Origin of the sequence: Streptomyces albidus (ex Kaewkla and Franco 2022), assembly GCF_013870515.1 — a bacterium.
GTDB lineage: Bacteria > Actinomycetota > Actinomycetes > Streptomycetales > Streptomycetaceae > Streptomyces > Streptomyces albidus.
This window is the reverse complement of sequence record NZ_JACBXA010000049.1, coordinates 1-24,822: the sequence shown is the minus strand read 5'-3', so window position 1 is coordinate 24,822 and position 24,822 is coordinate 1. Positions and strand designations below refer to the sequence as shown.

The following is a 24,822-nucleotide window of genomic DNA, read 5'->3' as shown; positions in this document are numbered from 1 at the left end:
TCTTGCGGCGACGAAGGGGCGGCTCCTGGTCATCTGGGTGCGGACGGTGTCCTGATCGGTGGCTCAGGTCAGTTCGTTCGACGGGGTCAGCTCACGCAGATCAGTGTCTGCTGGCCGGTGGCGACGAGCTTCCGCCGGCCGTCCTTGACGCCGAAGACCTCCAGCCGGCACACGGTCAGGGTCCGGCCGGGCTTCAGGACCGTCCCCACAGCTTCGACGTATTCGCCGACGGCGGGTGACAGGAGATTGACCTTGTACTCCACGGTGAGCACCGATGTGTCCTCCGGGAAGAGAGTGAAGGCCGCATAGCCGCCCGCGGTGTCGGCGATGGCGCTGGTGGCGCCCGCGTGGAAGTAGCCGTCCTGCTGGGTGACTTCGGGCCGAGCGGGCAGGACGATGCGAACGCATCCCGGTCCGATGTGGGATATGCGGGCGCCGAGATGGCCCATCAGCCCTTGGCGGTCGAAGCTTTCCTGGATGCGCTTCCGCACCTCGGGGCTTGCCTGTTCTTGCTGCGTGGGGTCTTCCACGGGCTCTCCTTGAACGGTGTTGGCGGCCGGTCTCGCAGGCGGGGCGTGGTGCTGCCCCCGGGCGCGAGTGCGGCGGGGGCGCTGCCCGGCCAGACGTTCCAGCAGGAGGAACCCGCCGATGGCGATCATCATGGCACCGCTGTCACGGGTGCCAGAACGGGCGGCAGGGACGGGCGGGCCACCGATCAAGTCACCGTTCGGACAACAGCACTTGGGACGGATCGGGCGCGCGACCGTCCGGCGAACTGGAGCAGTCGCACGACGAACAAGCCCCGGGCGCGTGGGCCTTCGTCCATCGCCGTCCAGTCGAAGCCGCCGTCCGGCCCGACGATGTAACCGTCGAGTGAGACGGCCATCGAACAGGTCACTCTGCGCATCAGAAGTCCTCCTCGGCGACGACGCGTTCGGAAGTCTCGACCGCCGGACGCCGCAGGACTCATCGCGGCTCGCGGGAGCCCCCGGGCCGAGACTGCGCCCTCTGAGCCCGGACGTCCCGACGTGCCCCGGCGGCGTGCCGGTGGGCCTTCACCGCGAACTCCTGGCCTTGTGGGGGCCGAGGTCGTGGAGGACGCGGCCGAGTTGGTCGGGCGCGAGGGGCGGCGCGGGCAGCGGCCGGGCAGCTTGGGTGCGAAGACCGTCGAGGAGGAGAGCGAGGTAGCGCCGCCATGAATCGGGAACGACGGAGGCGGAGGCCGGCACGACCCTGCCGAGTGCGGCCAGAAGGAACAGCAGGTCCTCGGCCACGACGTCATCGCGCACGATGCCCTGCTCCTGGGCGCGAGAGACGAGGATGTCGATCGTCTCGCGGTTGTGGACATTGAGGGCATCGAGGGAGGCGACGCCCTGGATGCCCGTGGTCATCAGGTCGTTGGCGGCCCGGTTGGCTGCCAGGCCCGCGAATATCCCTTCCAGGTAGCCGGTCAGACCGGTCCACGCATCGGTGCTGGTGCGCGCCTCTTCGCCCAGGCGCCGGCTCTCGGCCAACAGGTCGTGGAAGACCGCCTCCACCAGCGCGGCCCGGTCCGGGAAGTGCCGGTACAACGTCGCATTGCCGACTTCGGCACGGCGGGCGATCACGTCGAGCGGGGCGTCGAGGCCCGACGCGGCGAACACCTCGCGCGCGGCGGCAAGTAGAGCCTCCCGATTGCGCTGTGCGTCGCGGCGCAGGGTCATCGGGGTTCCTTGCCGACCGTCATCTCATGCACCCAACTCTTCGGATCCCATGCAAGCGTGGACCACTCCCCGGTTGTGATGCTAGCGTCCCGCTAACCGGGGAGTAGTCCCCGGTTAGCGGGGAGGTGGGCGTGGCGGATGCGGCACTGGCGCTGGGAGGGGGCGGCCTGACCGCGTACGCGTGGCAGGCCGGTGTGCTGGCAGGGCTGGCACAGGCCGGTGTGGATCTCAGCGACGCCCACCTGCTCGCCGGCACATCTGCCGGTGCGCTACTCGCAGTCGAGCTGGCCGCGGGAACGGCGCCGGCCGACCTCTACCAGGGGCAGGTCAGCGGGGAGCGCGTCGTGCTGGACGTGGACTTCACGTTCGCCATGACCGCCAAGTACCTGTGGGCGGCGCTCGGTTCGCGTGATCCGGAGACCGTCCTCAAGCGCCTGTGCAGGCTGGCACTGTCCGTGCGCGACGTGCCGGAGACCGAGGTCCTCGACGCGATCGGTTCTCAACTCCCGGTCACCGTCTGGCCGGAGAGGCCGCTGCGGCTGTTCGCGGTGGAGGCGGTCACCTGCGAGCCCACTGGTTTCACCGCCCGCAGCGGGGTCGATCTGGTGAGGGCGGTGGCGGCCAGTTGCGCGCTGCCCCCGCTGTTCCCGCCGATCACGGTCGGAAAGCGGCGCTGGGTGGACGGGGGCGTGCGCTCGACGACCAACGCCGACTTGGTGCACGGCCACCGAAGGGCCGTCGTGCTGGCGCCGATACCGAAGGGGCCCGGGGCAAGCCCGAGCGCTACGGACCAGGTGGCCTCACTGGCAGCCGACGGTACGCAGGTCGCCTTGCTGGTCCCGGACAGAGCAGCCCGCCGTGCGTTCGGCCCCAACCCCCTGGACGCGACTCGCATTCCGGGTGCGGCGCGGGCCGGTCGGCGACAAGCCGCCGCAGAGGCCGAGCGCGTCCACGCGATCTGGCACAGCTGAGCGTCCGGCGCCGTGGCTGCCGTACGACGGAACTACGAGACGCCGCGCACTGCTCCTCCGTACTGACGCCACAGGCGACGGCGTGGACCTTCCGGCCTCGCAGGGCGCCTGCTCGGCCGGGGATCGGTGGCCGCCGGCCGGTCAGCGGGCAGCCTCCGCGTCGGGCAGACGCTGGGCTCGCAGCGCGGAGCGCCTCAGCTTGCCTGCCGCGCTGCGCAGCGGGGTGTCGACCACCTCGATCGACCTGGGCCGCTTGTGGGACGACAGCCGGGCGGCGAGGAAGGAGCTGATCTCCTCCGCCGTGGTCGTGCGCCCCTGGTCGACCTGGACGATGGCGTGGATCCGGTTCCCACGGTCGGCGTCCGGCAGTCCGATGACCGCGCTGGACAGGACGTCCGGGTGCTCGGCGAGTGCGCTCTCGATCTCGGCGGGATAGACGTTGACACCGCCGACCAGCAGCATGTCCGAGCGGCGGTCGCGAAGGTAGAGGTAACCCTCCGCGTCGAACTCACCGATGTCGCCGAGGGTCGACCATCCGTCGGTCTCTTTCAATTCGGCGCCGATGTAGCGGAACGTGGGCGGGTTGCCCGGAACGACCCGCATGAAGACCTCACCGGTGACCCCGGGCTCGGTGACCGGCGTGCCGTCGAGCGCCACGACCTTGATCTCACCCCAGGTCACACGGCCCACCGAGCCGCGGTGCCGGAGCCACTCCGTACCCGAGACGGTGCATCCGGCCTGGGCCTCGGTTCCGGCGTAGAGCTCCCAGATCCTCTCCGCCCCCAGCCAGTCGATCCACGCCTGCTTGATCGCGGGCGGGCACGGTTCCGCGCAGTGCCACACCGACACCAGGGAGGAGAGGTCGTACCGTTCGCGGGTCTGCTCGGGCAGCGCCAGGATGCGCCGCATCATCGTCGGCACCAGATACACCCAGGTGATCGCATGCCGATCCACCTCGGCCAGTACCCGCTCGGCGTCGAACTTGCCCAGGAGAGTGACGGTGCCGCCGTTGAACAGGGTCGTCATGGTCGTCGAGAAGGGCGCGTTGTGGTGGACGGGCGCTGTGACGAGTGCCTGCTCACCGGTCCTCAGCCCCCAGATCTCCGTATCGAAGCCTTTGAACGTTCCCGGCGAGCCCGAGAGGATGATCTTCGGCCTGCCGGTGGATCCTCCCGAGGTCGGCGCCTTCCACGACGGAGCGATCTCCGTCGCGAGGTCGGCGTCCGCTCCGCCGAGCCGGCGCAGCTCTGCGACGGTGGTGGACCGGAATCGGCCGTCGCCCAGGAGCACACCGTCCTCGACGCCGACGACGGCTCCCGGATCGGACAGCTCGAGAATCGCCTGCTCCTCGGCGGGCGCGAGTCCCGTCGAGAGGGGCTGAGGGACGGCGCCGATCTTGAGACAGGCGAAGGCCGCCACCACGACGTCCAGGCCGTTCGGCAGCATCAGGGCGACGATGCGCCCCCGCTCGACACCGGACACCCTCAGGCCGCGCGCGGCGGAGTTGCTCGCCCGGTGCAGCTGCTCCCAGGTCAGCTCCTCGCCGTCTGCGCGCACCGCGACGGCGTCCGGACGCTCCGCCGCATGCGCTCCGGGGATGTCACCGAGGGGGAAACCGACTCCGGGCGTGAACATGTGCAGTCTCTCTTCGTCGTACGTGGAGTGGGCGGGCCGACCGGCCAGTCGTAGATCAGCCGCAGGTCAGCGGTAGAGGTGCTCTCCGGGGAGCGCGTCGGGGTCCGCGCGCACCTCCGCCGGGTTCGTCTCGGGCAGGAACCAGGCGCTGGCGAAGGTAATGAGTCCCATCAGAGCGATGTAGGCAGCGACCAGGGTGGTCGCCCCCGTCTCCGCGATCACGGCGGTCATGAGGATCGGTGTGCCGCCGCTGATGACGATGGCGGAGAGCTGGTAGGCGAGGGAGGCGCCGGAGTAGCGGACGTTCGGCGCGAAGAGCTCCCCGAGGAACGCGGCGGCCGGACCGTAGGTCAGTCCCTGGAAGAGGAAGCCGACGGCGACCGCGACGAAGATCAACGGCGCCGACCTCGTCCCCACCAGCGCGAAGTAGGGGAAGGCCCAGGCCGCCACCCCCAGTCCGCCGACGAGGATCAGGATCCGCCGCCCGAACCGGTCCGACAGGTGCCCCGCGAAGGGAAGGACCACCGTCATCAGCGCCGAGCTCAGCAGGGTGACCGTCAGCAGCGAGTTCCGCTCCATGTGGAGCGTGGTCGTGCCGTAGCTCAGCAGGCCGGTGATGCTGACGTAGAAGAGGCTGTTCGTGGCGGAGAGGGTGCCGCAGCCGAGGAGGATGAGGCGCCAGTTGCGGCGTACGGCCTCGCTCAGGGGCGCCCGCACCACGGTCGCCTGCTGCTTCTGTGCCGCCTCGTCCTGCAGTTTCCGGAAGTCGGGGGTGTCCTCGACCTTCTTCTGGATGAACAGGACCACGGGGAACATCACGATGCTGAGCAGGAAGGGGATGCGCCAGCCCCAGCTCAGGAAGGCGTCGCTCGGCACGAGGGTGCTGGCCGCGATGAGGATCAGGTTGGCGATGATGACCGCTACCGGGACGCTCGTCTGACCGAAGGTGCCTGCGAACCCGCGACGTTTCGGAGCGGCCGACTCCGTGAGGAGGAGCGCGATTCCGCCCCACTGGCCTCCCGCCGCGATCCCCTGGAGGAAGCGCAGCGCCACCAGCAGGGTCGGAGCGAGTACGCCGACGCTCGCGGCGCTCGGCAGACACCCGATGAGGAAGGTCGCGGCCGTCATTCCGACCAGGCAGACCACGACCGTGGGCTTGCGGCCGTACTTGTCACCGAAGTGGCCGGCGAGGAGCCCGCCGAGGGGCCGGGCCACGAAACCGGCCCAGAACGTGCTGAAGGACAGCAGCGTCCCCATGAGAGGGGACGAGTCGGGAAAGAAGACGTGCGGGAAGACCAGCGCCGCCGCCATGCCGTACAGGAAGAAGTCGTACCACTCGATCGAGCTGCCGATCAGCCCGGCCGCGAGCAGCTTCCAAGAGCTGCGACTCTCGGCCGCCGGAGCGGGAGCGGAGCCGCGGACGTGCGCCTGCGCAGAGGAAGTCATGCGGGATCCCTAGGGGTTGGGAGGAAGATGTCGGCGGACGTCGGCCGGGAGGCCTCTCCGGGTTCTCAGCGGCCCGCTACCGGCTCGGGCCGGGCAGCGCACCACACGGCGGCGAAGCGGTCGGGCTCGCGTCTTCGAGAGCACCAGGCAAGGACGTGCCCGGGTCTGTGACGACCACAAGCGCTCCGCGAGCAGCCAGAGCAAGGACGAGGGACCGCCCGAGTCCACCTCGGGCCCCGGTGACATGCGCGACCTCGCCGCGGGAATCGAACTCCACCTGGCTCCCCTCTCCCTCGAGCTTCCTCACGGCCTGCGTGACGGGCGACTGCGACGTGCATCACGGCCGTGTGGCGTGTGGTGAGACTAGAGCCGCGCAAGCGCTCCATCAGATGGAAAGTAGATACACTCCTGACGACCTCAAGGTGTGTGAAATCTCCACCCTGGTCCGTCGTAGGGGTACTGATGGCACACATGGATTCCGGTACGCAGCGCGCCGCTGACAACGACGAGCTGGCCTCCTACCGGCTGCGGCGCGAGCGCGAGCTCAGCAGCTTGTACGCGACGGCCCGGTCGATGGCGGCGCTCGGCGAGGTCGACGAGGTCCTCCCCTCGATCGTCAGGCACGCCCACGAGCTGATCGGCAGCGACTTCGCCTACCTGTCGCTCCTGGACGCGGAGGGGAACCTCACCCTCAGAGCCTCGGCGGGCACCATCTCGCCGGAGTTCTCATCGGCGCGCATGCCTCCGGGGGACGGTCTGGGCGGCCGGGTGATCGAGTCCAGAGCCCCGTTCTGGGTCAGCAACTACGGCGAGGCCCGCGCCCTCAGCCACAACCCCACCTTCGACCTGCTCGTGGCCGGCGAGGGGCTCATGGCCCTCCTCGGCGTACCGCTCCTGGTGGGCGAGCGGGCGGTCGGCGTCCTCTTCGCCGCCGACCGCACCGAACGGCCCTTCGAGAACGACGAGGTGGCTCTCTTCAGCGCCTTCGCCGACCACGCCGCGATCGCCCTCAACAACGCGCGGCTCTACGAGGAGAGCCGCATCTCGGTGCAGCGGCTTCAAGAGGCGTACCGCACGATCGAGGACCAGGTCACCACGGTGGAGCGGGCGGCGGCAGTTCACGAGGCGCTCACTCACGTGGTGCTGACCGGCGGCGGGCCGGGCGACCTCGCGCAGGTTCTGGTCGAGCACCTGCGGGGCATGGTGACCGTCCTGGACCGGGACGACAAAGTCGTCGCAAGCCGCTCCTTCGGCGGAGACGCCGCGGACACCGGCTGGGAACCGGCACCGGAGCTGCTCGAAGCGGCGCGGCGGACCGGGCGGTGCGCCACCGCAGAGGGTGAGGACGGCGCTGTCCACAGCGTGGCGGTCATCCAGGCCGGCGGCAGCCACCTCGGTTCGCTGTCCCTGACGCGCCATGCCGCGCCGGAGCCGCCGGACATCCGCATGCTTGAGCGCTCGGCCCAGATCATGGGCCTGTTGATCCTCATGCGTGACGCTCGGGTCGAAGCAGAGGAACGGGTCTGCGGAGAGCTGCTGATGGAACTGCTGTCACGTCCCCCCGTCCACCCTGCACAGCGCGACAGGGCACTCACCCGTGGGGTCGACGTCGATCACCTCGACGTCCTCGTCGTGGCCGACTGCCCCGGGAAGTCGCCGGGCGACGTCGTGCGTCAGCTGAACGCCGTCTCGCCCGAGTGGTCCGGGCTGGCCGGCGAGTACCTCGGCCAGGCAACGATGCTGCTGCGCGCCGACGATGTGCAGGAGGCGGCAGGCGCCCTCCACCACCGGCTGCGCCGCACGCTCGGGGAGCCGGTACTCGTGGTCGCCGATCGCATCACGGGGCAGGAACGGTCACGCTCGTTCACCCTGACACGGCGCTGCCTCGAGGTGATGCGCTCCCTGGGAGAGACCGACCGGGGCTCGACCACACAGCAGTACGCGATGTACGCGCTCGTCTTCGACCCCGAACGCGCCCACGACCTCGACCAGTTCCTCGACGAAGTCCTCGGCCCGCTTCTGGCGTACGACCGGCGACGCTCGACCGACCTCGTCACCACGACTGCCGCCTACTTCGCCCACGCGGGGAACCTGAGCCAGACCGCTCGCTCCCTGCACGTGCACATGAACACCCTGCTGAAGCGCCTGGACCGGATCGGGACCCTGCTCGGCGACGACTGGCGCTCGCCGGACTCCGCCCTGCGCCTCCACCTGGCGGTCCGTCTCCACGAGTTGCGGGGGGCGCTCGAAGGGAGGAGCTCCGGCGCCCGGAGTTGAGTCGGCTCGTGGGCCGTCAACCGGACGGCGGGTACTGCGCGAAGACGGGGCGGATGCTGTCGAGCGCGGCAGCACGCTCGGCGGCCGCCAGGTTGTCCCCTTCGTCGCGGTAGTAGTAGTGGTCGAGGTAGGACTCCGGGGTGAAGTCCCGGTCGAGGACGTACGGGCTCAGGTCGAGCCCCGACTCGAAGTCGAGGTCGATGCCCTCCTCCGCGCAGTGCTCCAACAGGCCGTCGGCGACGTGCCAGTGAGCACCGTCGTACCAGCACACCCCGGTCGCCGTCAGGAGTGTCGCACCGGTCTCGGGGTCGGTCAGGGTGAGGTTCTCGTACGCCGGTGTGCGGTCCGCGGCGTACCGCAGCAGATCGTCGGGGACGCCCCGGTAGTAGGTCAGTTGGAGCGCGAAGTCGTCGACCGGTCCGGGGACGTTCAGCTCGCCCTCGTGCTCGAACGCGAGCAGCAGCGCCCGGCCGTCGTCGGTGAAGTACCAGTGGACGGACTGACCGCCGCTGTCGTTCCACGCGAACCGCGTCGCGCCGTCCACCCGGTAGGAGACGGAGGGTTGCGAGAAGGACGCGGGGCCACCCGACAGCGCCGTGACGATCGCGGCGCGCCGCCGCAGCTCGGCAAGCGGCGTCGCATCCAACTCCGCGAGCAGATACGCCCCGGCCTGCTCGTCCTGTTGCACCATGGCGGCAGTCGACCGGCACCTCGGTGGCCACGCAATCGGAATCCCTCGGGACGGCGTGAACGTCCAAGACGCTTCCTGCCTGCCGGTAGCGAACTCGGGTCGGTGTTCTCGGAAAGGCCCGCGGGGTGGTTGCCGCAACCAGCGTGCTGAGCTGCGTACTTGGCTGCCGAATTCCCTGCTCGAGGAGCCTCGGTCTGACCGGTGTCGACCGAGGCCCTCTGCCTGTTCGGGCACTTGGCCGGCACGAGAAGGGCCAGCTCGTCGATGTCCGCGTCGCGGTCTCGGGCGCCGGCAACATCGAGGATCCCGCCCGCCGACCGTGAACCCGGCGCCAACCCCCGGTGAACTCCGTACAACCAGCTCCGCCCTTCGACGGTCACACCAGATGACTCGTACCCCGTCGACCGGTTGGAGCCCCCGTGCCACACAGCTGCCGCATCCTGACGTGCGCCGTCGCAGCCGCCGCTGTGGCCACCGCCGGGTTCGCCTTCCCGCCCGGCGCCACCGCTGCCGCACCCCGTGCCGCCACGAGCGATTTCAACGGCGACGGTTACGCGGACGTCGCCGTCGGCGTCCCGGACGGGACCGTCGGCGGCCAGGCCAAGGCCGGGTACGTCAACGTCGTCTGGGGCGGCCCGAAGGGCGTCGGCGCCCACGGGAGCATCCGCGTCACCCAGGCCACTCCCGAGGTCCCCGGCACCCCGGAGGCCGGCGACCGCTTCGGCGCATCCGTGACCCTGGTGGACCTCAACGGCGACGGCATCGCGGAACTGCTCGCAGGTGTCCCCGGCGAGGACGTCATCGACCGCGGTACGGACGCGGGCATGGTCATCGCCGTAGGCGGATCGACGGGCGGGCCGGGGCCGGGGTCGTCCGTCCTCAGCGGGCCGTCGCCGTCGGCCGCGTACGGCAAGTCGGTCGCCGCAGCCGAGATGACCGGCGACGACAACAAGGAGATCCTGATCGGCGGCACGGACAAGGTCGTCGCTCGTGTCATCGTGGGCGAGGACAGCATGGTCACCACCGTCGTCGCCGACCACATGGGCGGCCGTGCCCCCGTCCTGGCCACCGGCGACTTCGACAGCGACGGCACGGCGGACCTGGCCGTGGCGTACTGGACCGCGGGCGACCCCTGGACGCAGTCCCACGTGCGCCTGTGGAAGTGGGACGCCGACCAGTCCGAGATGGCCAACATCTGGAACACGGACAACGCCGGCGTGACCGCCCTCGCCGCCGGCGACTTCGACGGCAACGGCCACGACGACCTGGCGCTCGGCGAATGCCGTGAGATCGCCGACGAGAACATCGACGACCCGTGCGGCCCCGAAGAGCTCGCCAAGGGCGGCGGCATCCACATCCACTACGGAAGCCCCACGGGCGGCCCGCTCGGCGGCCCCGACGAGACCCTCAACCAGGACACGGTGGGCGTCCCGGGCGTGGCCGAGAACGGCGACCGCTTCGGCGCCGCCCTCGCCGCCGCCGACGTCAACCGCGACGGCCGGGACGACCTGATCGCGGGCGCTCCCGGCGAGGCCATCGGAAGCAAGGCGGGGGCGGGCGCCGCCTGGCTGCTGCGCGGCGGCGCTCAGGGCCTGCTCGACGCCAACGGCGCTGCCAAGTCCGTCACCTGGAACCAGGACACGGCCGGCGTCCCGGGCGTCGCCGAGGCGGGCGACACCTTCGGCGGGGCGGTCGCCTCGGCTGACGGCAACGCCAACGGCGTCCCGGATGTCACGGTCGGATCCCCCGGTGAGAACGCCTCTCTGGGCGCCGCATGGTTCCTCCCCAGCGGCTCCGCCGCCGGCTCGGCGGCCTTCTCGCCCCGCACGCTCGGCCTCCCGTACCTGTCCACGGCTCAGAAGTACGGCAAGCCGCTGAGCAGCCGCTGAGCGCGGCCGCGAACGCTCGGCCCACCGTCGGGAGCTCTCGATGTGTGCCTCGACAGCTGCGCAACGCAGAGCGGTGGCAGGCCGGGCCCCGCGGCACTGGTGAGTTCGGGCACCCGGTGACGGTCGCTGTGGTAGCTGTACTTCGCTGCTGTACAGCCATGGCCCGGGACGGATCGCTTCTCAGGCATAGGGGATCCCCGCCTACCGGCCTCGCGCTAAGGCCAAGTGCTGGTAGGCCGGGAGGCCTCGACAGCCGGGGCAAATGCTCGACGTGTGGCGTGATGCGTGTGCGGCCGGCGTCAGTGCGGAGACCAGGACGGTCTCTGGGGTGCGGGAGATCTTGAGGTGAAGGATCCTCGCCTCACCTGAGCTGACCACGGGCCGGCGGCCAAGCGTTCTGGGCACGGATCCGGCACGGCAATATCCGCAGACGCCTCATGACTCCCGCCCCATGAGAGCGGAATCCCGAATCATTCCTCCCGAAGCCCGGATAGCCATCGTGGAACCATCGGCTCTAAGACCTGTCACGTGACCGTCTTCTCTGGGGAGCCGTCAAACCGACCGGCCCGGGGTGCGGTTGAAGTGAGAATCACGACTCAGGCAGTCATTCTCCATTCGGTTTCGCCAGGATCTTGATCTGATCGGGGGAGAGCGCCTTGTTGAAGACTTGGACGTCTTTGATGCTGCCGGGAAACCAGTCGGTGGCTTTGTCGTCTTGTTGGGCACGGCCGATGAACAGCTTGTCGGTAGGGGTTCCGACGGCGGGAGTCGCCGACTTATGGGACCGCTGCTCGACTCCGTTGACGTAGAGGTGCAGCTCACCGCCTGTACGCACGCCGACGAGGTGGGTCCAGGTCGAGATCTCGGGATGTTCGGGCGACGTCGCACCGCCATCCCGGTCTGCGAAGGCCCAGCGGCCATCCGTGGACGAGTACCGCAGGAAGAAGTTGCTGGTGTCGCCGGCGGACTGGCTGACAGCGGTTGCGTGCGAGCTGGGCGTCCTGCTGAGGTACACCCACGCGGAGACGGTGAAATTCCTGCCCGGCCCGGTACTGACAACCCGGTTAGGAATGACAATGTCACTCCGGCCCCCGAACAGGGCGGCCCCGCCGTCTCCTTCTCCCCAGCGCACCCTGTGCCTTGCTCCGTCATTGTCGCCGACGGTGTCGGCGGTTTTCGATCTTTCGCCGAGTGGCCAGGCACCGATTGGATCGGGCAAGTGGGGCGGGGAATGGGAATCCCCGTTTCCGGTGCCCTTTTCCTCGCCTGTGAGGTATAGGCCGGTCGGTACACCCGCGGCGATGACGGCGGCGGCGAATACGGAAAGCACCACGGTACGCCGAGTGGGGCGGCGTGGTGACTCGGAATCTGACTGGAGCGAGGGTGCTGTATCCGCCGGAATGTCGAGGAACTCAGCGGTGTTCCGCGTGACGGTGTCGGCGTTGGCGAACGCCTGCTCGGAACTGCGGACGCGGTTGGCGGCGGGCAGCCATGCGTCGTTGTCGAGGAGGGTGGTGGGTCCGCGGTCGAAGCCCGCCCCTACGAGGATTTCCCCGGGGGCGGGGCGCTCTTCGGGGGTCTTGGCCAGGCAGGCGGAGATGAGAATGCGCAAGGCGGGAGACTTGACGGCATCGAGGTCGGGTTCTGTGTGGACGGCTCGGTAGCCCAGTGCGTGGGCCGGGCCTTCGCCGAACGGATTGATGCCGGTCGCCGCGTAGGCCAGAACCGTGCCCAGGGAGAAGACGTCGCTGGCCGGAGTAATCTCTGCGCCGTTGACCTGTTCGGGAGACATGAACCCCGGGGAGCCGATCATCATGCCCGTTGTGGTGATCGTGCTGGCCTCACTGATACGCGCGACGCCGAAGTCGATGACCCGCGGTCCGTCCTCGGCGAGCAGCACGTTGGAGGGCTTGAGATCGCGGTGTACAAGGCCCGCGTCGTGGATCGAGATCAGGGCTTCAGCCAATGCCGCCGCAAGGGCGAGCACCGTCGCCGGAGGCAGCGGCCCCCGCTCGGTAAGAGCTTGCTGTAGTGACGGTCCGGGAACATACCTGGTCACCAGCCACGGAGTGGGCGCGTAGGCGTCCGCGTCGATCACCGGGGCGGTGTAGGCCCCGCTCACCAGCCGGTTGGCCAGAACCTCCCGGCGGAACCGGGAGCGGAACTCCGGCTGTTGCACCAGCTCGGCATGCACCACCTTGACCGCGACCCGTAGCCCACCTGGGGACACCCCGAGGAAGACCTGGCCCATGCCACCCGCGCCCAGACGGCTCAATAACCGGTAATCCCCTACGGAACGTGGGTCCCCCGGCTCCAACGCCCTCACCACTAGCAACCTCCTGGCATCCAGCGCCCCTGATGCCGGGCGCTTGTATCCACGTCCTGACCGTGTGAGTAGCCTAACGCTGGCTGATTTGGCCGCTCCTGACCCGCAGGGGTTCTGACGGGGGCAAGAGCTGACGGATCGACTTGTTGCGGCCTGCATCGCCACGTACGCGTCACCGAGTGGTGCGATCGCCCCTGTTCTCGGGGCGCGGCTCGTTCCACCTGCGTGGATGTTGCAGCCGCCCAACCCTGAGCTGCGCGATTCGGGACACTCGGACCACCGGGAGAGGGAGAAGCACAGAGAAGCCCCGCAAGATCACTCAGATGGTGCGGAGGTGGTGCGCGACTCTGAGTCGGTCTAGGCAACAAACAAGCCCCGGGCCGCTGGCCTGGGGCTTTGCGTTGGAGCGGGTGACGGGAATCGAACCCGCGCTCTGAGCTTGGAAATCACCGGAGCTTTGCCGCAGAAATCTGCTCTGACCTGACCAAACGAACCTCGTCGGAGGGGCGGCGCCTGGTGTACCTGAACGCACTGCATTCCTGAGGGAGTTGTGGGTGCGACCTGCGCGCCTCCCAACCGTGACGTTCGTCAACGGCCCGGTATCTGAACGACGTTGACAGGGCCATACTGGTGCGGTGAACAGCTATCTGCTCGACAACCGTCGCCCGGAGGCCGGTGAGCGGTTCGCAGCGCTCGCCGAGCTGTTCGACCCGTGGACCTTTCGTCACCTCGACGACCTGGGGCTCGGTGAAGGATGGCGGTGCTGGGAAGTCGGCGCCGGCGGCGTCTCCGTGCCTCACGGTCTGGCGGAGCGTGTGGGGACCAGCGGCCGGGTGCTGGCCACAGACATCGACGTGTCGTGGGCCGAGCCTGCGGCCGGCGGCGCGCTCGAGGTGCGCCGGCACGACGTGATCCGCGACCCACCGCAGGCGGAGACGTTCGACCTCGTCCACGCCCGGCTGGTCCTGGTTCACCTGAAGGATCGCGCGACCGCGATGCGAGTCATGATCGATGCGCTTCGGCCGGGCGGATGGCTGGTGATCGAGGACGGGGACCCAGCCCTGCAGCCACTCGCCTGCCCGGACGAACGCGGCCCCGACGAAGCACTGGCGAATCGGCTGCGCGCCCGGATGCGAACGCTGATGGCCGAGCGCGGGGCAGACCTCGCATACGGTCGCACGCTGCCCCGGCTACTGCGTGAGTCGGGCCTGACGGACGTCGGCGCCGAGGCCTACTTCCCCATCGCGTCACGCGCGTGCACGTTGCTGGAGGCGGCCACGGTCCAGCACGTCCGCGACCAGCTCCTGGCCGCAGAACTGGCGACGCCCGAGGAGATCGAGACGCATCTCGCGAACCTCGCGCACGGCGACCTGGATCTCATGCTCGCACCCATGATCACCGCATGGGGTCGCAAGCCGGCCTGATGCGCGCGGCACCTGAGAGTCGACACTTCGGGCGCGTGATCAAATCTAATCGTCACCACCCCGTCATTTGAGCATATTCGGCAAGGCGGTCCCCGCCCTACCTCGGGCAAACATGTCGGGCGCACTGGACTTGTTATCGAACTTCGGAACAACCAAATACGACTCAGACCAGCAGATTCGCCCAGTAGCAGTCGAGACCCATGGAGCATTGAATGCCACGCCATGACACGTCAAACGCGCCGGTCTTCAGTCTGTACTACATAGCCATCGATACCGAGGCCGGCGTGACGCCGGAGCAATTCGAAGCCTTTGTTCGCCATAAAGGCGTGCACATTCCCTGCTACCCCGGATGGCGCTGGACGCTGCTGCGCGGCCTGCGTGGCGAACGAGCCGGCCAATACATGATGCTGTTCGAAATCGATGACGCCGGGCAGCGCGACCGCTACCTGGCGGCTGACGGCAATCAGACAGAATCGGCACGCCAGTTCTGGCGCGATCGCCGCGAGGCCCGGGAGCTTATTCGCGAATGGCGGAAATACGGCACATTCAGCGAATTGCCCACGATCTATACCGACTACCGCTTGCTGGCGGAGAACAAAAAAAGCACCGTCGCCGATGGGCCGCGTTATCAGGAGCGCCTCCCAGGAGAAGAACCTCTCGCCCGGGTGATCGGCATCCACAATCTCGCGCTGCGCCCCGACGTCCGGGCGAATACCTTCGAAAGCTTCATCGCTGAAAATCATCATCGCATCGAGGACTATCCCGACTGGAAATTCCGCCTGCTGAAAGGCGAGCGCGGAAACCGGCTGGATCAGTATGTAGTGATGATGGAGATTGCCAGCCTCTCGGCACTCCATGCGTTCTATCCCGATGCGGACATCGCGACTGCTGAGGCTGCTGCATTCGCCAAGGCCTATCGGGACACGAAGCAGATGTACGAGGAATGGAAGCAGCTGGCTTCGTTCTCCGGCTCACCGCAGATCTACACCGATTACCTGTCGGTGGCGGAAAGCCTGAACTGACGCAAGTGAGGTGATCTCACCAACTTTCAGTTGGGTTGCCGTGTTCGAAATGGGTGAGTACAAGTACGGCTTTGACGATGTGGCTGATCTTGGCACGCGCCGCCTAGAACCATTGGAACAGTCCCCACCACAGACAAGGCCCAAGTCTTCGACCTTGGGCCTTTTGTGGTGGAGCGGGTGACGGGGATCGAACCCGCGCTCTGAGCCTTGGGTCACCGTAAATAGGCGGCAAATTGGGCTGCTGATCAGCACGAACGGCATCTGGGCAGGCCACCTGCGTACCTCCACGCTGACCGCTGTAAACCGGTGTGTACTGCCTGTTCTGGTGCGCATCTGGTGCTCAATGTGGTGCGACCCTCGTGGGACTACCTCAGGGGGCCTGCATACAGTGACCGGCCCGACCAGGCCAGGCCTGGATGGGAAGGGGGCATTCATCGCCGGACCGGTGGCTTTTTCCCTTGATCTCCTGACCTACCGTCAGCCGGTCGATATCGTCCGCTTCATGGAAACGGTGGGGGAGTGGGCCGAGCGGTTGGCGCGCCGAGCGGTGCCTGCGGAGGCGGAGTTCGCCGCGGAGGTGGCCGAGGCGTACGTAGCGGGTGGAGAACAGGCGCGGCGGTTGGCCGGTCCGCAGGGCGCGATGCCGGGAGCGTTCGGGTCGGCGGGCGGCGCCGTCGACCTGGTGCAGATTCTTGAGGTGCTGTCGGCGTCCGGAGACGCCCTGTTGGCCCTCCTGCGCAGCGACTACCTGGCCAACTTCCTGTCCGGCGGGAGCCTCGCGATCGCCCTGCACTCGTTCCGGCGGGAGCCGCCCGCTGCCCCTCCCGCTCCCGCTGCCGCGGTTCAACAGGAGCCGCGGGGCGGCGAGTTCGCCGCGCTGCGCGACTCCTACCAGGTGCTCCGGGAGCGCCTGGACGCGCTGGGGCTGCCCGAGGGCCGCGCGGACGAGCTGGCGGGCGAGTTGCTGCTCGAACTGCTGCAGAGTCCGCCTCAGGCGGCGCACTTCATCGAGCAGTTGCCCGCCCCGCTGCCCGCCAGGACGAGGCTCGCGGTCCGAACCAGGGGGATGTGGCGCCGGATGCGGAGTCGATGATGGCCGACGACCGGCCGCAGGACCGACTCCTGGGCGGGGCACTCGCACCGCCGTGGTTGCTGGTGGTGGGACTGGTGTGCACCTTGGTCCCGGCCGCCGTCGTCTCCTCGGTCGGGGCAGCCACCCAGGTGTACGAGTTCTCGCGCGCCTGGTCCTGGCTCACCGGCTGGGCGAGCTACGTGCTGGGGCCGCTCAGCCTGCTGTTTGCCGCGCTGGTGTCTGCCATCGGCGTGTCCGGTCTCGTGGTCATCGCCGTACCGCAGTTGCGGTGTTGGTGGATCGAGTGGCGCTTCGCCGTCCGCGTCGACGAGCGTCGCGTACTGCTGGAGATACAGGAGTTCGTGCACGCCCAGGACGCCTCGCTGGACGTGCGGTTCTCGCTCAGCTCCGGGCAGGTCGCACGGGTCTACCCGGTGAGTTGGAGGCGGGCCCGGTTGCTCGTCTTCCGGCCATTGGCGACGTTGTGGCGTACGGATGTGGAGGCGGCAAGGCTGGTGCTGCTGCACGAGATCGCGCACCGTCGGCAGGGCGACCACCTCCTGATGGGCCTGGGCAGCCCGTTCACCGCGCTGGCCCGGATCGGCATCCCGGCGGCGCTGCTGATGGTGGGGGTGCCGGCTGCGGTGTACGTGATCGTCGGCGACGAGCAGGGCGTGCTGTCCGACGTCCGGGGCGGCCTGGCCTGGCTGCAGTTGATGAACTCGTCCGTCACGGCGACGGTGCTACCGCTCATGCTGATCGGCGCCGTATTCCTGCTCTGGCTGGCCGAGTTGAACGCCGACCGCCTCGCCGTGCACCAGGCCGGCACCGCCCCACTGCAGCGGGTACTCGAGAGCGCCGCCCGGCCGCCCCGGCTGCTGCACCGGATCTTCGCCGGGTTCTCCCATCCACCGCGTAGGTTACGGCTGTTCGCTGCGGTCCGCCCCGCGCTGGTGTCGCGGATCCTGGTGTACTTCCCTGCGGTCGTCGTGCTGGGGTTGCTGGGGTTCCTCGCGGCGTCGCTGCTGACGGCGCGGCTGATGTTCGGGGCCTTGGCGGACTCGGTGCTTCCGGCGGCGGCACACGCGCAGCTGGAGACGTGGATGCTCCCGATGGCGCTGGTCGGCTTGGTGTTGCTGTGCTGGCCGGCGGCCGCGGCACGGTACGAGCGGCTGTGGATCTCCGGGGCGTCGGCCGGCGCTCGCCCTGCCTGGCCGCCCTTCCTGGCTGCTGCGGCTCCGCCGCTGGCCGTCGCGGCACTGGCGTTCGTACCGGTCGCCCCGGCGCCGTTCGGTATCTCCGAGATCCTGGAGAATCCGGAGAAGGCGATCGAGGACCCCCGGTTGAAGCCCGACCTGCCCGGCGAGCCGAAGGGCATCTGCCCGGACACCTTGGAGTGGACATCCGGAAGCTCCGTCGACGGCGCTCCGATGCGCCGAGTGCACCAGCTGCAGTACGAGCTGACCATGGCCGTCCGCACGGCAGACATCGGGGCGGGAACGAACGAGGCGCAACTGGGCAGTATCCGGACCAAGATCCACGCGGTGGGGCGGAACTTGCCGCCGAGTTCTCCCGGCAAGTACTACAAGACGGCCCTGGCCAGTGCCACACGTACGGAGCGGCTGCTGCGCAGCGAGAAGATCTCTGCCGCAAAGACGGAGCATGCCAAGAGCGACAAGGCTTTCAACGCCGGCCATCGGCGGCAGCAAGAGATCATCGCCGGCTGCACGAACACCGGGCAGCCCCCCTCGGGCCTGCCTACCGGTCTGCCGACCGATCTACCCAGTGGCCTGCCCGCTGATCTCCCTACAGGCTTGCCTACTGAGCGGTATGCACCGTGAAGTTGCAGGTCGTGGATCTGGTGGGCGCGGGGTTCTCGATGCTCGGGCTGGTCGCGGGCGGATGACTTCGGTGTAGATCGTCGATCATTGGGAGACTTCGCGGTTCATCAGGCCCAGCAGGGCCCTGACCAGGGCAGTCACTCATTTCGGGTCGGTGCGGACCTTGCCGAGGACCAGTGCGACGTGGCGGGCAGTCTTGACGCCCGCGTACGAACCGGCGCGAAGGACCACGAGTGAACGGTTCTGGTACGCGGCCGGCACGAGACCAATAGCGAGAGCCGGAACAGCCCGCACACCAAACAAGCCCCGGGCCTGTGGCCTGGGGCTTTGCGTTGGAGCGGGTGACGGGAATCGAACCCGCGCTCTGAGCTTGGGAAGCTCATGTTCTACCATTAAACTACACCCGCGCGGAGCCTTGATATCAGTGGCTTCGACGCCGGACACTCTACCCCATCCACGACCCCCGCCGCACAACGCGAGGGGTCTTTTTGCTGCTCCGGGACGTGGTGGGGTGCCCTCGCGGTACGGGAGTTGGGGCGTAGCGTGGGTGGTGGAGTGCCCGGTGCAGAGCCGTCTGCTTGATCCCCTAATGTGGCTTTCGTTCGTCCACGTACTTGGGGAGAGGAGAGCGATGGAGACCACCGTCGTTCAGTGTGCCGAAGGGCACGTGTTCAGCACCTCGACGTTCCCGATGCAGAACCTGGGGGCCCGACGCATCGGCCCCGGGCGGTTGTTGAGGTGTCCACGGTGTGCGCGGCTTCGGCAAGCAGTGCCCGTCGCGACCTCCGTGCCGCGGCCCAACCGCCCCGAATGACGCGCCGCCCCGTCCCCGTTCGGCAGGCGCCGGCGCCCTGAGCCGTGCGCCCCGGGCGAGTGCTCGCAGGCGGCACGGGGCGGGCGCGTGCTCAGCGGGGGCCGGTGCGATTGGGCCGGCCCCCGTTCGTACGCGTAGTCTCGGCCCGTGCTTCTCTCTGACAAGGACATCCGGGCCGAGATCGACGCAGGCCGGGTGCGGATCGATCCGTACGATTCCGCGATGGTGCAGCCGTCCAGCATCGACGTCCGACTGGACCGTTATTTCCGGGTGTTCGAGAATCACCGGTACCCGCACATCGACCCCGCCGTCGAACAGCCCGATCTGACGCGGCTGATCGAGGCGGAGGGCGACGAGCCGTTCATCCTGCACCCCGGTGAGTTCGTGCTCGCGTCGACGTACGAAGTGATCACGCTGCCCGACGACATCGCGTCGCGTCTCGAGGGGAAGAGCTCGCTCGGCCGCCTCGGGCTGCTGACGCACTCGACGGCCGGGTTCATCGACCCCGGCTTCTCCGGGCACGTGACTCTGGAGCTGTCGAACGTCGCCACGCTGCCGATAAAGCTGTGGCCCGGCATGAAGCTCGGGCAGCTGTGCATGTTCCGGCTGACGTCCCCGGCGGAGCATCCGTACGGCTCGGCGCTTCACGGTTCCCGCTATCAGGGTCAGCGCGGGCCCACGCCGTCGCGCTCCTACATGAACTTCCACCGCACAAAGGTCTGACGGCGGCAGCGAGAGGCGGCGCGTGAGCGTGAGCGACGAGCGGGAGAGCCTGACGTACTCCCTTTTCGGGGAAGCGGTACGGGAGTTGGCGCAGGCAGTCGCCGACGACGAGTACGAGCCGGACATCATCCTGTCCATCGCGCGCGGCGGTCTCTTCGTCGCCGGCGGGCTCGGCTACGCGCTGGACGTGAAGAACCTGCACGTGATGAACGTGGAGTTCTACACCGGCGTCGGTCAGACCCTCGACATGCCCGTCGTGCTGCCGCCAGTCCCCAACATCGTCGACATGAGCGAGAAGAAGGTGCTCATCGCGGACGACGTCGCCGACACCGGCCGGACCCTGAAGCTGGTCCAGGAGTTCTGCGCGGAGCACGTCGCCGAGGTACGCAGCGCGGTGATCTACGAGAAGCCGCATTCGACGGTGCAGTGCGAGTACGTGTGGAAGCGCACGGACAAGTGGATCAACTTCCCCTGGAGCGTGCTGCCTCCGGTACGCCGGCCGGGCGAGCCCAGCACGCCCTCACGAGAGGCGCTCTGACCAACTCCCGTCTTCGCGCGGGTGGTTCAGCCACTTGATCTCAAGGGGGATCCGGCTGTCAGGCGGGAAGCGGCCGGTCGTGGACGATGCGCTTCATCACGAGCGTCGAGGTGAGGCGCTGCACGCCCGGGAGGGCGGCGAGCTTGTCGTCCTCCAGCCGCTGGTAGGCGCCCAGATCCTCGGTGAGCACGCGCAGCAGGTAGTCGGGGTCGCCGAAGAGGCGCTGGGCCTGCACGACGTCCGGGACGTCCGCGACGGCTGCCTCGAAGCTCAGCAGCGTGTCCCGGTCCTCCTGCCGCATGGTGACGAAGACGATCGCCTCGAACTTCAGGCCCACGGCCTCGGCGTCGACCACGGCGCGGTACCCGCTGATCGTGCCGCTGCGCTCCAGCTCCCTCAGCCGTCGGTGGCAGGGGGACACGCTGAGCCCCACACGCGAGGCCAGCTCGGTGATGGTCAGACGCCCGTCCATCTGCAGCTCGGCAAGAATCTTCCGGTCGATGCTGTCCATCGGGTGGATTCTTCCACGACAGGGCTCTGGAGAGGTGAAATCTGGAAACACCTTCGGTTCATACGGCAGTAGTTTCCCAGTGAGTCCTCGACTTCACCTGGGAGGCCGCCATGGCCGTCAGCTCCGTCGCCGCGTTCTGGGCGACCGCCGCCCTCCTGATCGCCGTTCCCGGCGCCGACTGGGCCTTCGTCATCAGCGCCGCCGTCCGCGACCGCGCCGTCGTGCCGGCCGTGAGCGGTCTGGTGCTGGGTTACGCCGGTATCACCGCGGTCGTGGCGGTCGGGGTCGGAGCCCTGGTCGCCGGCTCCCCGGGATTCCTGACGGGACTCACCCTCGTCGGCGGCCTCTATCTGATGTGGCTGGGCGTGAAGACCTTCGTCCACCCTGTCGCACCACCGAGCGCGTCCGATGACGCCTCGACCAGGGGCAGTTGGGGCACGCTCGGCAAGGGAGTCAGCGTCAGCGGCCTGAACCCCAAGGGCCTGCTGATCTTCCTCGCTCTGCTGCCCCAGTTCACTGACACCGACGGCAGCTGGCCGGTCGCCGGGCAGATCGGCCTCCTCGGCGTCGTCTTCACGCTCAGCTGCGCGGTCTTCTATCTCACCCTCGGATCCTGCGCGCGATTCGTGCTCGCCGCTCGTCCTTCCGCTGCCCGCGCTGTCAGCCGCTTCTCCGGGATGGCAATGGTGGTCATCGGAGCGTTCCTGATCGTCGAGCGGGCGACGCGGTGACCTGGCAGCCAATCCCCCGGAGCGTCGGCCCCGGCGGAAGCCCCAACTGCCGTGCAGCGCTGCGATCAGGCTTGGCCCTCGCACCAGCGGAACGTGCGCTGAAGGCCCGGAGCCGGGCGTCCCGTCCCTACGAGTAGCCTCGTCACCATGGACTTCACGGGGAGGGTCTGGGGGGCCACGGCTGCGGAGCAGGCCGCTCAACTGCCGTGCGACGCCCACATGTCGGTCCCGTACGAGACCTGGACGCGGGCCGTCGATGTGAACGCGCCCTGCGGCCTCGTCTTCCGCTGGCTGGGCCAACTGACCGTCGCGCCCTACAGCTACGACTGGATCGACTTCCGGGGCCGCCGGAGCCCCGACCGGCTCACTCCGGGGCTGCCGCCGCCTGCCGCGGGACAGGCGTTCATGGTCTTCGAGACCACCGACGTCGAGAAGGACAGCCACATCACCGGTGTCCTGCCGGAGGAGGCGGCGGCGCGGCACGGGCGCATGGCCGTGAGCTACGTGGTGAGTCCTCGGGGGGAGGCGTGCCGCCTCGTCGTCAGGATCGATGTCGAGTCGCGGACCGCGCTCCGTCACAGGGCACGCGGCAGGCTCCTCGCCTGGGGCGATCTGGTCATGATGCGCAAGCAGTTGCTGACCCTCAAGGCCTTCGCCGAACGCGATGCCGAGGACGGCAAGGAGCAGGATTCCGCAGGGGAGTTGCGCTAGCGGCCTTCGCCGCCTCCCACGTCAGCGGTCCGCGCCGGGGACCTGATGCGTCCGGGACGTGCTCTCCCTCGACGGGGAGGCGATGCCGGTGGCCACGAGGATCTGCTGGCCGCTCTCCGTGTTGCCGATGTGCGTGGCCATGGTCATCGCGGCGTGGGCCTCGTCGACGGAGGCGTCCGGAGGTATCGCCAGCAGCGAGAAGTGGTCGAGGTCGCCTCGGGTGACGATCACTGTGTCGTCGCCGACCGGGAACCAGTCGATGTGTACGAGCCGTCCGTCGACGAACAGCGGCTCGCCGAGGCCGTCCCAGGCGTCCGCGTCGAGCCCGATGCGGTCGATGTCCCCGAGATGTTCGGTGAGGACGGCGACCAGCCCCGGGAGCTCAGCATGGATGTCGCGCGAATGCGGCCACCAAGCGCCGTCGAAGAGCCCCTCGCGGGACGGTGAAGTCTGGAGCCTGAGGGCCAACAGGCCAGGCTCGACGGGGAGATGGAGCGCATTCAGGGCGGAGAGATCCACCACTGGGATGTTGGGTTCCATCACATCGGGGATGTTCGGTTCGACCCTCATGGTTTCCGCCTATCTGCCTGCCCCCGTAGGGGGTGATCAGATAGCCGGGTAGCGCGGAGCCCCGGCTGCCGGAATAGGATTTTTCGCCTCTTCCTTCCCAGCGTACATCCGGCGGCGAGGATCCATTCCGTGCCGTAAACAGGCTTTCTACCTGGGAAGACGCCTCGTCCACGCTTCGAGCGGCGGGCCTCCGGAGGCGGGCGTGATCTTCCCCAGGCTCTCCCAGCTCCACCCCTTCAGCGCGGCGCGGGCGGGATCGTTCTCCTGATCGATCAGGGTGACCGCGAGGCTGATGCTTGAGGGGGCGAGCAGGTTCTCCTGGAGGCGCGTCGCCACACGGCTGCGGCGGAAGGACGGCAGAACCATCAGCTCTGTCATCACGAACGCACGCCCGGACGCGGTGAGTTCAGCCATCTCGGGCGGCAGCTCGCCGTGCAGGCCCTGCCACCACTGGTCTCCGCGGTCGGCGCGGTAGCCGTAGACGCTGCCCACGAGCCGCCCGGCGGCGCTCGCGATGACCATTTCGAAACCGGGGCTCTGCATGTGCTCACCGAGGCGGCGCAGGTACTCGTGCCGGTCGTGGAATGCCTCACCGGCCGCGCCCCGGTACGCCTCGACGTACAGGTCGGCGACGGCGTCACGTTCCCGGTCGGCCTGCCAGCGGCTGAGCCGTCGCAGAAACACCTCGGTCATGTCTCGCCCCCTCTGCACTTCCACCCCTGTGACCAGCAATGACCGACTGCCGCCGGAATTTGCTGAAGATACTGAGAATACTTGTTCCCACCGTCATTTACGTCGCTCTCGTCCCGGCGATCGATCCGGTGAGCGGAACAGGGGAGGTGTGAACTGCCTTTTCGGGCTTACGGGTTGCCCCCTTCTCGTCGCGTCCCCTCCTGTCCCTTCCTCCCCCGTCGTTCCACGTGGAACGACGGCCCGACGGCCACGCCTGCGAAGGCGCGGAACCGCGAGAGCGAACTGGGACGGTTGCGGGACGGGAAGTGGGCACCCGGGGTCGCACGCCGTATCGGCAGAGGGGAGTGACCGGGATGGACATCCTCGTGACAGTCGGTGTCATCGTCGTGCTGATCGCACTGACAGCACTCCTGATCCATCTGCTCAACGTGCATCACGGGCAGCGCATCGCAGAGACCCACTACGACCGGTTCCACGCCGGTGACCCTCCGGACACCGGTGGCGGCGGAACGCAGGGCGAGGAGAGCACGCCCCGCGATCAGCGTCGCGACGGGTGAGCGGATGAGCGGCAGTTGAGGCGTGCGGGGCGGGAGGCCGCCCCGCACGGACTGCGGACTACAGCGTGCCGAGCTTCATCAGGACCAGCAGCGCCACGAGCTGCACGGCCGAGGCGCCGAGCGCCCGAGGCCACGGCAGGTCGTGGGAGCGGCTGACCATCGACGTGAACAGCGCGCCCGCAGCGACCCACGTGATCCAGCCCAGCACCTGCACGAGGGGTGCCGTACCGCCCATGAAGAGGGCGACGAGCAGTCGCGGAGCGTCCGTCAGCGACATGATCAGCATCGACAGGCCGACGGTCGGGGCCCACGCCCCGGTGCCCCCGAACTGACGGGCCAGGGTGTGCGTCACCGCGCCGAGGATCAGCCCGGCGACGACCACGGCGATGCCGGTGCTCAGCACGTACGGGATCGCGCTGGAGATCGTGGCGTTGATGACCTCCTCGCGGGCCTGGTCGAGGCCGAAGATGGCCAGCAGCCCGTAGAGGAAGGTGACGATGATCGCCGGGACCCAGACGGCGTGGTCGCGCATCTGCCAGAAGGTGGCGTTGGGGCGCAGCACGATGCCGCTCAGCAGTGCCTTCCAGTGCAGCCTGGGCCCGGGGGGCGGCGCGGGCTGTCCCGGGTAGGTGCCGCCCGGGCCGTAGCCGTCGTCCGGGCCGTACGGGTCCGGGACG

General features: G+C 68.7%; 23 protein-coding genes, 1 tRNA gene and 1 pseudogene. 13 read left to right on the top strand and 12 right to left on the bottom strand.

Annotated features, from left to right (window positions below; genetic code table 11):
* Positions 1-86: 86 nt before the first annotated feature.
* The 3 genes and pseudogenes from H5J26_RS31430 to H5J26_RS11000 form a co-directional block, all read right to left on the bottom strand.
* A complete protein-coding gene (locus H5J26_RS31430; protein ID WP_181765600.1) occupies positions 87-530 on the bottom strand; it encodes a PaaI family thioesterase in 444 nt (147 codons plus the stop codon).
* A 287-nt stretch (positions 531-817) separates the two neighbouring features.
* A pseudogene (locus tag H5J26_RS11005) lies at positions 818-907 on the bottom strand (dihydrofolate reductase); the annotation flags it as partial.
* 148 nt (positions 908-1,055) lie between these two features.
* A complete protein-coding gene (locus H5J26_RS11000) occupies positions 1,056-1,703 on the bottom strand; it encodes a TetR/AcrR family transcriptional regulator (RefSeq protein ID WP_181765599.1) in 648 nt (215 codons plus the stop codon).
* A 131-nt stretch (positions 1,704-1,834) separates the two neighbouring features.
* On the opposite strand from H5J26_RS11000, the gene H5J26_RS10995 reads away from it, so the two are divergent.
* Positions 1,835-2,674 (top strand): patatin-like phospholipase family protein, encoded by an 840-nt coding sequence (locus H5J26_RS10995; protein ID WP_181765598.1) that lies wholly within the window; start codon positions 1,835-1,837, stop codon positions 2,672-2,674.
* Between the two features lie 141 nt (positions 2,675-2,815).
* Here H5J26_RS10995 and H5J26_RS10990 read toward each other — a convergent pair whose 3' ends face one another.
* Both H5J26_RS10990 and H5J26_RS10985 read right to left on the bottom strand, forming a co-directional pair.
* Entirely contained in the window at positions 2,816-4,309 is a 1,494-nt protein-coding gene (locus H5J26_RS10990) for an AMP-binding protein (RefSeq protein WP_181765597.1), read from the bottom strand.
* A gap of 66 nt (positions 4,310-4,375) precedes the next feature.
* A complete protein-coding gene (locus H5J26_RS10985; protein ID WP_181765596.1) occupies positions 4,376-5,755 on the bottom strand; it encodes an MFS transporter in 1,380 nt (459 codons plus the stop codon).
* Between the two features lie 462 nt (positions 5,756-6,217).
* On the opposite strand from H5J26_RS10985, the gene H5J26_RS10980 reads away from it, so the two are divergent.
* Positions 6,218-8,032: a helix-turn-helix domain-containing protein gene (locus tag H5J26_RS10980; protein ID WP_181765595.1), complete on the top strand. Its 1,815-nt coding sequence runs from the start codon at positions 6,218-6,220 to the stop codon at positions 8,030-8,032.
* Between the two features lie 16 nt (positions 8,033-8,048).
* Here the strand turns inward: H5J26_RS10980 and H5J26_RS10975 are convergent, their stop codons facing one another.
* The gene (locus tag H5J26_RS10975) at positions 8,049-8,723 is read right to left on the bottom strand and encodes a hypothetical protein (protein WP_181765594.1); all 675 of its coding nucleotides are present in this window, start codon (positions 8,721-8,723) and stop codon (positions 8,049-8,051) included.
* A 419-nt stretch (positions 8,724-9,142) separates the two neighbouring features.
* Between H5J26_RS10975 and H5J26_RS10970 the strand changes: the two genes are divergently transcribed.
* Complete coding sequence (locus H5J26_RS10970) at positions 9,143-10,612, top strand: FG-GAP-like repeat-containing protein (RefSeq protein ID WP_181765593.1); 1,470 nt, start codon at positions 9,143-9,145, stop codon at positions 10,610-10,612.
* Positions 10,613-11,216: 604 nt separating this feature from the next.
* Here H5J26_RS10970 and H5J26_RS10965 read toward each other — a convergent pair.
* Positions 11,217-12,938, bottom strand: coding sequence for a protein kinase domain-containing protein (locus H5J26_RS10965; RefSeq protein ID WP_309237864.1), 1,722 nt, complete (start codon positions 12,936-12,938; stop codon positions 11,217-11,219).
* A gap of 635 nt (positions 12,939-13,573) precedes the next feature.
* On the opposite strand from H5J26_RS10965, the gene H5J26_RS10960 reads away from it, so the two are divergent.
* The 4 genes from H5J26_RS10960 (at position 13,574) to H5J26_RS10945 (ending at position 18,297) form a co-directional block, all read left to right on the top strand.
* Positions 13,574-14,362 (top strand): methyltransferase domain-containing protein, encoded by a 789-nt coding sequence (locus tag H5J26_RS10960; RefSeq protein ID WP_309237863.1) that lies wholly within the window; start codon positions 13,574-13,576, stop codon positions 14,360-14,362.
* 212 nt (positions 14,363-14,574) lie between these two features.
* Positions 14,575-15,384 (top strand): hypothetical protein, encoded by an 810-nt coding sequence (locus H5J26_RS10955; protein ID WP_181765592.1) that lies wholly within the window; start codon positions 14,575-14,577, stop codon positions 15,382-15,384.
* A gap of 502 nt (positions 15,385-15,886) precedes the next feature.
* The gene (locus H5J26_RS10950; RefSeq protein ID WP_181765591.1) at positions 15,887-16,477 is read left to right on the top strand and encodes a hypothetical protein; all 591 of its coding nucleotides are present in this window, start codon (positions 15,887-15,889) and stop codon (positions 16,475-16,477) included.
* Complete coding sequence (locus H5J26_RS10945; protein ID WP_181765590.1) at positions 16,453-18,297, top strand: PT domain-containing protein; 1,845 nt, start codon at positions 16,453-16,455, stop codon at positions 18,295-18,297. The genes H5J26_RS10950 and H5J26_RS10945 overlap by 25 nt, the downstream gene beginning before the upstream one ends.
* A 333-nt stretch (positions 18,298-18,630) precedes the next feature.
* Here the strand turns inward: H5J26_RS10945 and H5J26_RS10940 are convergent.
* Positions 18,631-18,704 (bottom strand) — tRNA-Gly (locus H5J26_RS10940).
* Positions 18,705-18,928: 224 nt separating this feature from the next.
* Between H5J26_RS10940 and H5J26_RS31420 the strand changes: the two genes are divergently transcribed.
* From H5J26_RS31420 to H5J26_RS10930, 3 genes are all read left to right on the top strand, one after another.
* Positions 18,929-19,111: a hypothetical protein gene (locus H5J26_RS31420; RefSeq protein WP_235980613.1), complete on the top strand. Its 183-nt coding sequence runs from the start codon at positions 18,929-18,931 to the stop codon at positions 19,109-19,111.
* A 147-nt stretch (positions 19,112-19,258) separates the two neighbouring features.
* A complete protein-coding gene (gene dcd / locus H5J26_RS10935; RefSeq protein ID WP_181765589.1) occupies positions 19,259-19,834 on the top strand; it encodes a dCTP deaminase in 576 nt (191 codons plus the stop codon).
* Positions 19,835-19,862: 28 nt separating this feature from the next.
* Positions 19,863-20,372 carry a phosphoribosyltransferase gene (locus tag H5J26_RS10930; RefSeq protein WP_181765588.1) on the top strand — a complete coding sequence of 170 codons (510 nt, stop codon included), beginning with the start codon at positions 19,863-19,865 and terminating at the stop codon, positions 20,370-20,372.
* 58 nt (positions 20,373-20,430) lie between these two features.
* Here H5J26_RS10930 and H5J26_RS10925 read toward each other — a convergent pair whose 3' ends face one another.
* Positions 20,431-20,883, bottom strand: a complete 453-nt coding sequence (locus tag H5J26_RS10925) for an Lrp/AsnC family transcriptional regulator (RefSeq protein ID WP_181765587.1) — start codon at positions 20,881-20,883, stop codon at positions 20,431-20,433.
* Positions 20,884-20,993: 110 nt separating this feature from the next.
* Between H5J26_RS10925 and H5J26_RS10920 the strand changes: the two genes are divergently transcribed.
* Positions 20,994-21,614 carry a LysE family translocator gene (locus H5J26_RS10920; RefSeq protein WP_181765586.1) on the top strand — a complete coding sequence of 207 codons (621 nt, stop codon included), beginning with the start codon at positions 20,994-20,996 and terminating at the stop codon, positions 21,612-21,614.
* A 147-nt stretch (positions 21,615-21,761) separates the two neighbouring features.
* Complete coding sequence (locus H5J26_RS10915) at positions 21,762-22,325, top strand: hypothetical protein (RefSeq protein WP_181765585.1); 564 nt, start codon at positions 21,762-21,764, stop codon at positions 22,323-22,325.
* Between the two features lie 21 nt (positions 22,326-22,346).
* Here the strand turns inward: H5J26_RS10915 and H5J26_RS10910 are convergent, their stop codons facing one another.
* Both H5J26_RS10910 and H5J26_RS10905 read right to left on the bottom strand, forming a co-directional pair.
* A complete protein-coding gene (locus H5J26_RS10910; RefSeq protein ID WP_235980612.1) occupies positions 22,347-22,895 on the bottom strand; it encodes a DUF5994 family protein in 549 nt (182 codons plus the stop codon).
* 147 nt (positions 22,896-23,042) lie between these two features.
* Positions 23,043-23,588 carry a hypothetical protein gene (locus H5J26_RS10905; RefSeq protein ID WP_181765584.1) on the bottom strand — a complete coding sequence of 182 codons (546 nt, stop codon included), beginning with the start codon at positions 23,586-23,588 and terminating at the stop codon, positions 23,043-23,045.
* A gap of 353 nt (positions 23,589-23,941) precedes the next feature.
* On the opposite strand from H5J26_RS10905, the gene H5J26_RS10900 reads away from it, so the two are divergent.
* A complete protein-coding gene (locus H5J26_RS10900; RefSeq protein WP_181765583.1) occupies positions 23,942-24,145 on the top strand; it encodes a hypothetical protein in 204 nt (67 codons plus the stop codon).
* Positions 24,146-24,203: 58 nt separating this feature from the next.
* Here the strand turns inward: H5J26_RS10900 and H5J26_RS10895 are convergent.
* A partial coding sequence (locus H5J26_RS10895; protein ID WP_181765582.1) for a YIP1 family protein occupies positions 24,204-24,822 on the bottom strand: 619 nt, incomplete at its 5' end.

Excerpts from the sequence above, each read along its gene's own strand:
- H5J26_RS11000 (WP_181765599.1), bottom strand. The coding sequence starts at position 1,703 with ATGACCCTGCGCCGCGACGCACAGCGCAATCGGGAGGCTCTACTTGCC.
- H5J26_RS10990 (WP_181765597.1), bottom strand. The coding sequence starts at position 4,309 with ATGTTCACGCCCGGAGTCGGTTTCCCCCTCGGTGACATCCCCGGAGCG.
- H5J26_RS10985 (WP_181765596.1), bottom strand. The coding sequence starts at position 5,755 with ATGACTTCCTCTGCGCAGGCGCACGTCCGCGGCTCCGCTCCCGCTCCG.
- H5J26_RS10980 (WP_181765595.1), top strand. The coding sequence starts at position 6,218 with ATGGCACACATGGATTCCGGTACGCAGCGCGCCGCTGACAACGACGAG.
- H5J26_RS10975 (WP_181765594.1), bottom strand. The coding sequence starts at position 8,723 with ATGGTGCAACAGGACGAGCAGGCCGGGGCGTATCTGCTCGCGGAGTTG.
- H5J26_RS10955 (WP_181765592.1), top strand. The coding sequence starts at position 14,575 with ATGCCACGCCATGACACGTCAAACGCGCCGGTCTTCAGTCTGTACTAC.
- H5J26_RS10950 (WP_181765591.1), top strand. The coding sequence starts at position 15,887 with ATGGAAACGGTGGGGGAGTGGGCCGAGCGGTTGGCGCGCCGAGCGGTG.
- H5J26_RS31420 (WP_235980613.1), top strand. The coding sequence starts at position 18,929 with ATGGAGACCACCGTCGTTCAGTGTGCCGAAGGGCACGTGTTCAGCACC.
- H5J26_RS10925 (WP_181765587.1), bottom strand. The coding sequence starts at position 20,883 with ATGGACAGCATCGACCGGAAGATTCTTGCCGAGCTGCAGATGGACGGG.
- H5J26_RS10920 (WP_181765586.1), top strand. The coding sequence starts at position 20,994 with ATGGCCGTCAGCTCCGTCGCCGCGTTCTGGGCGACCGCCGCCCTCCTG.
- H5J26_RS10915 (WP_181765585.1), top strand. The coding sequence starts at position 21,762 with ATGGACTTCACGGGGAGGGTCTGGGGGGCCACGGCTGCGGAGCAGGCC.
- H5J26_RS10910 (WP_235980612.1), bottom strand. The coding sequence starts at position 22,895 with ATGAGGGTCGAACCGAACATCCCCGATGTGATGGAACCCAACATCCCA.
- H5J26_RS10905 (WP_181765584.1), bottom strand. The coding sequence starts at position 23,588 with ATGACCGAGGTGTTTCTGCGACGGCTCAGCCGCTGGCAGGCCGACCGG.
- H5J26_RS10900 (WP_181765583.1), top strand. The coding sequence starts at position 23,942 with ATGGACATCCTCGTGACAGTCGGTGTCATCGTCGTGCTGATCGCACTG.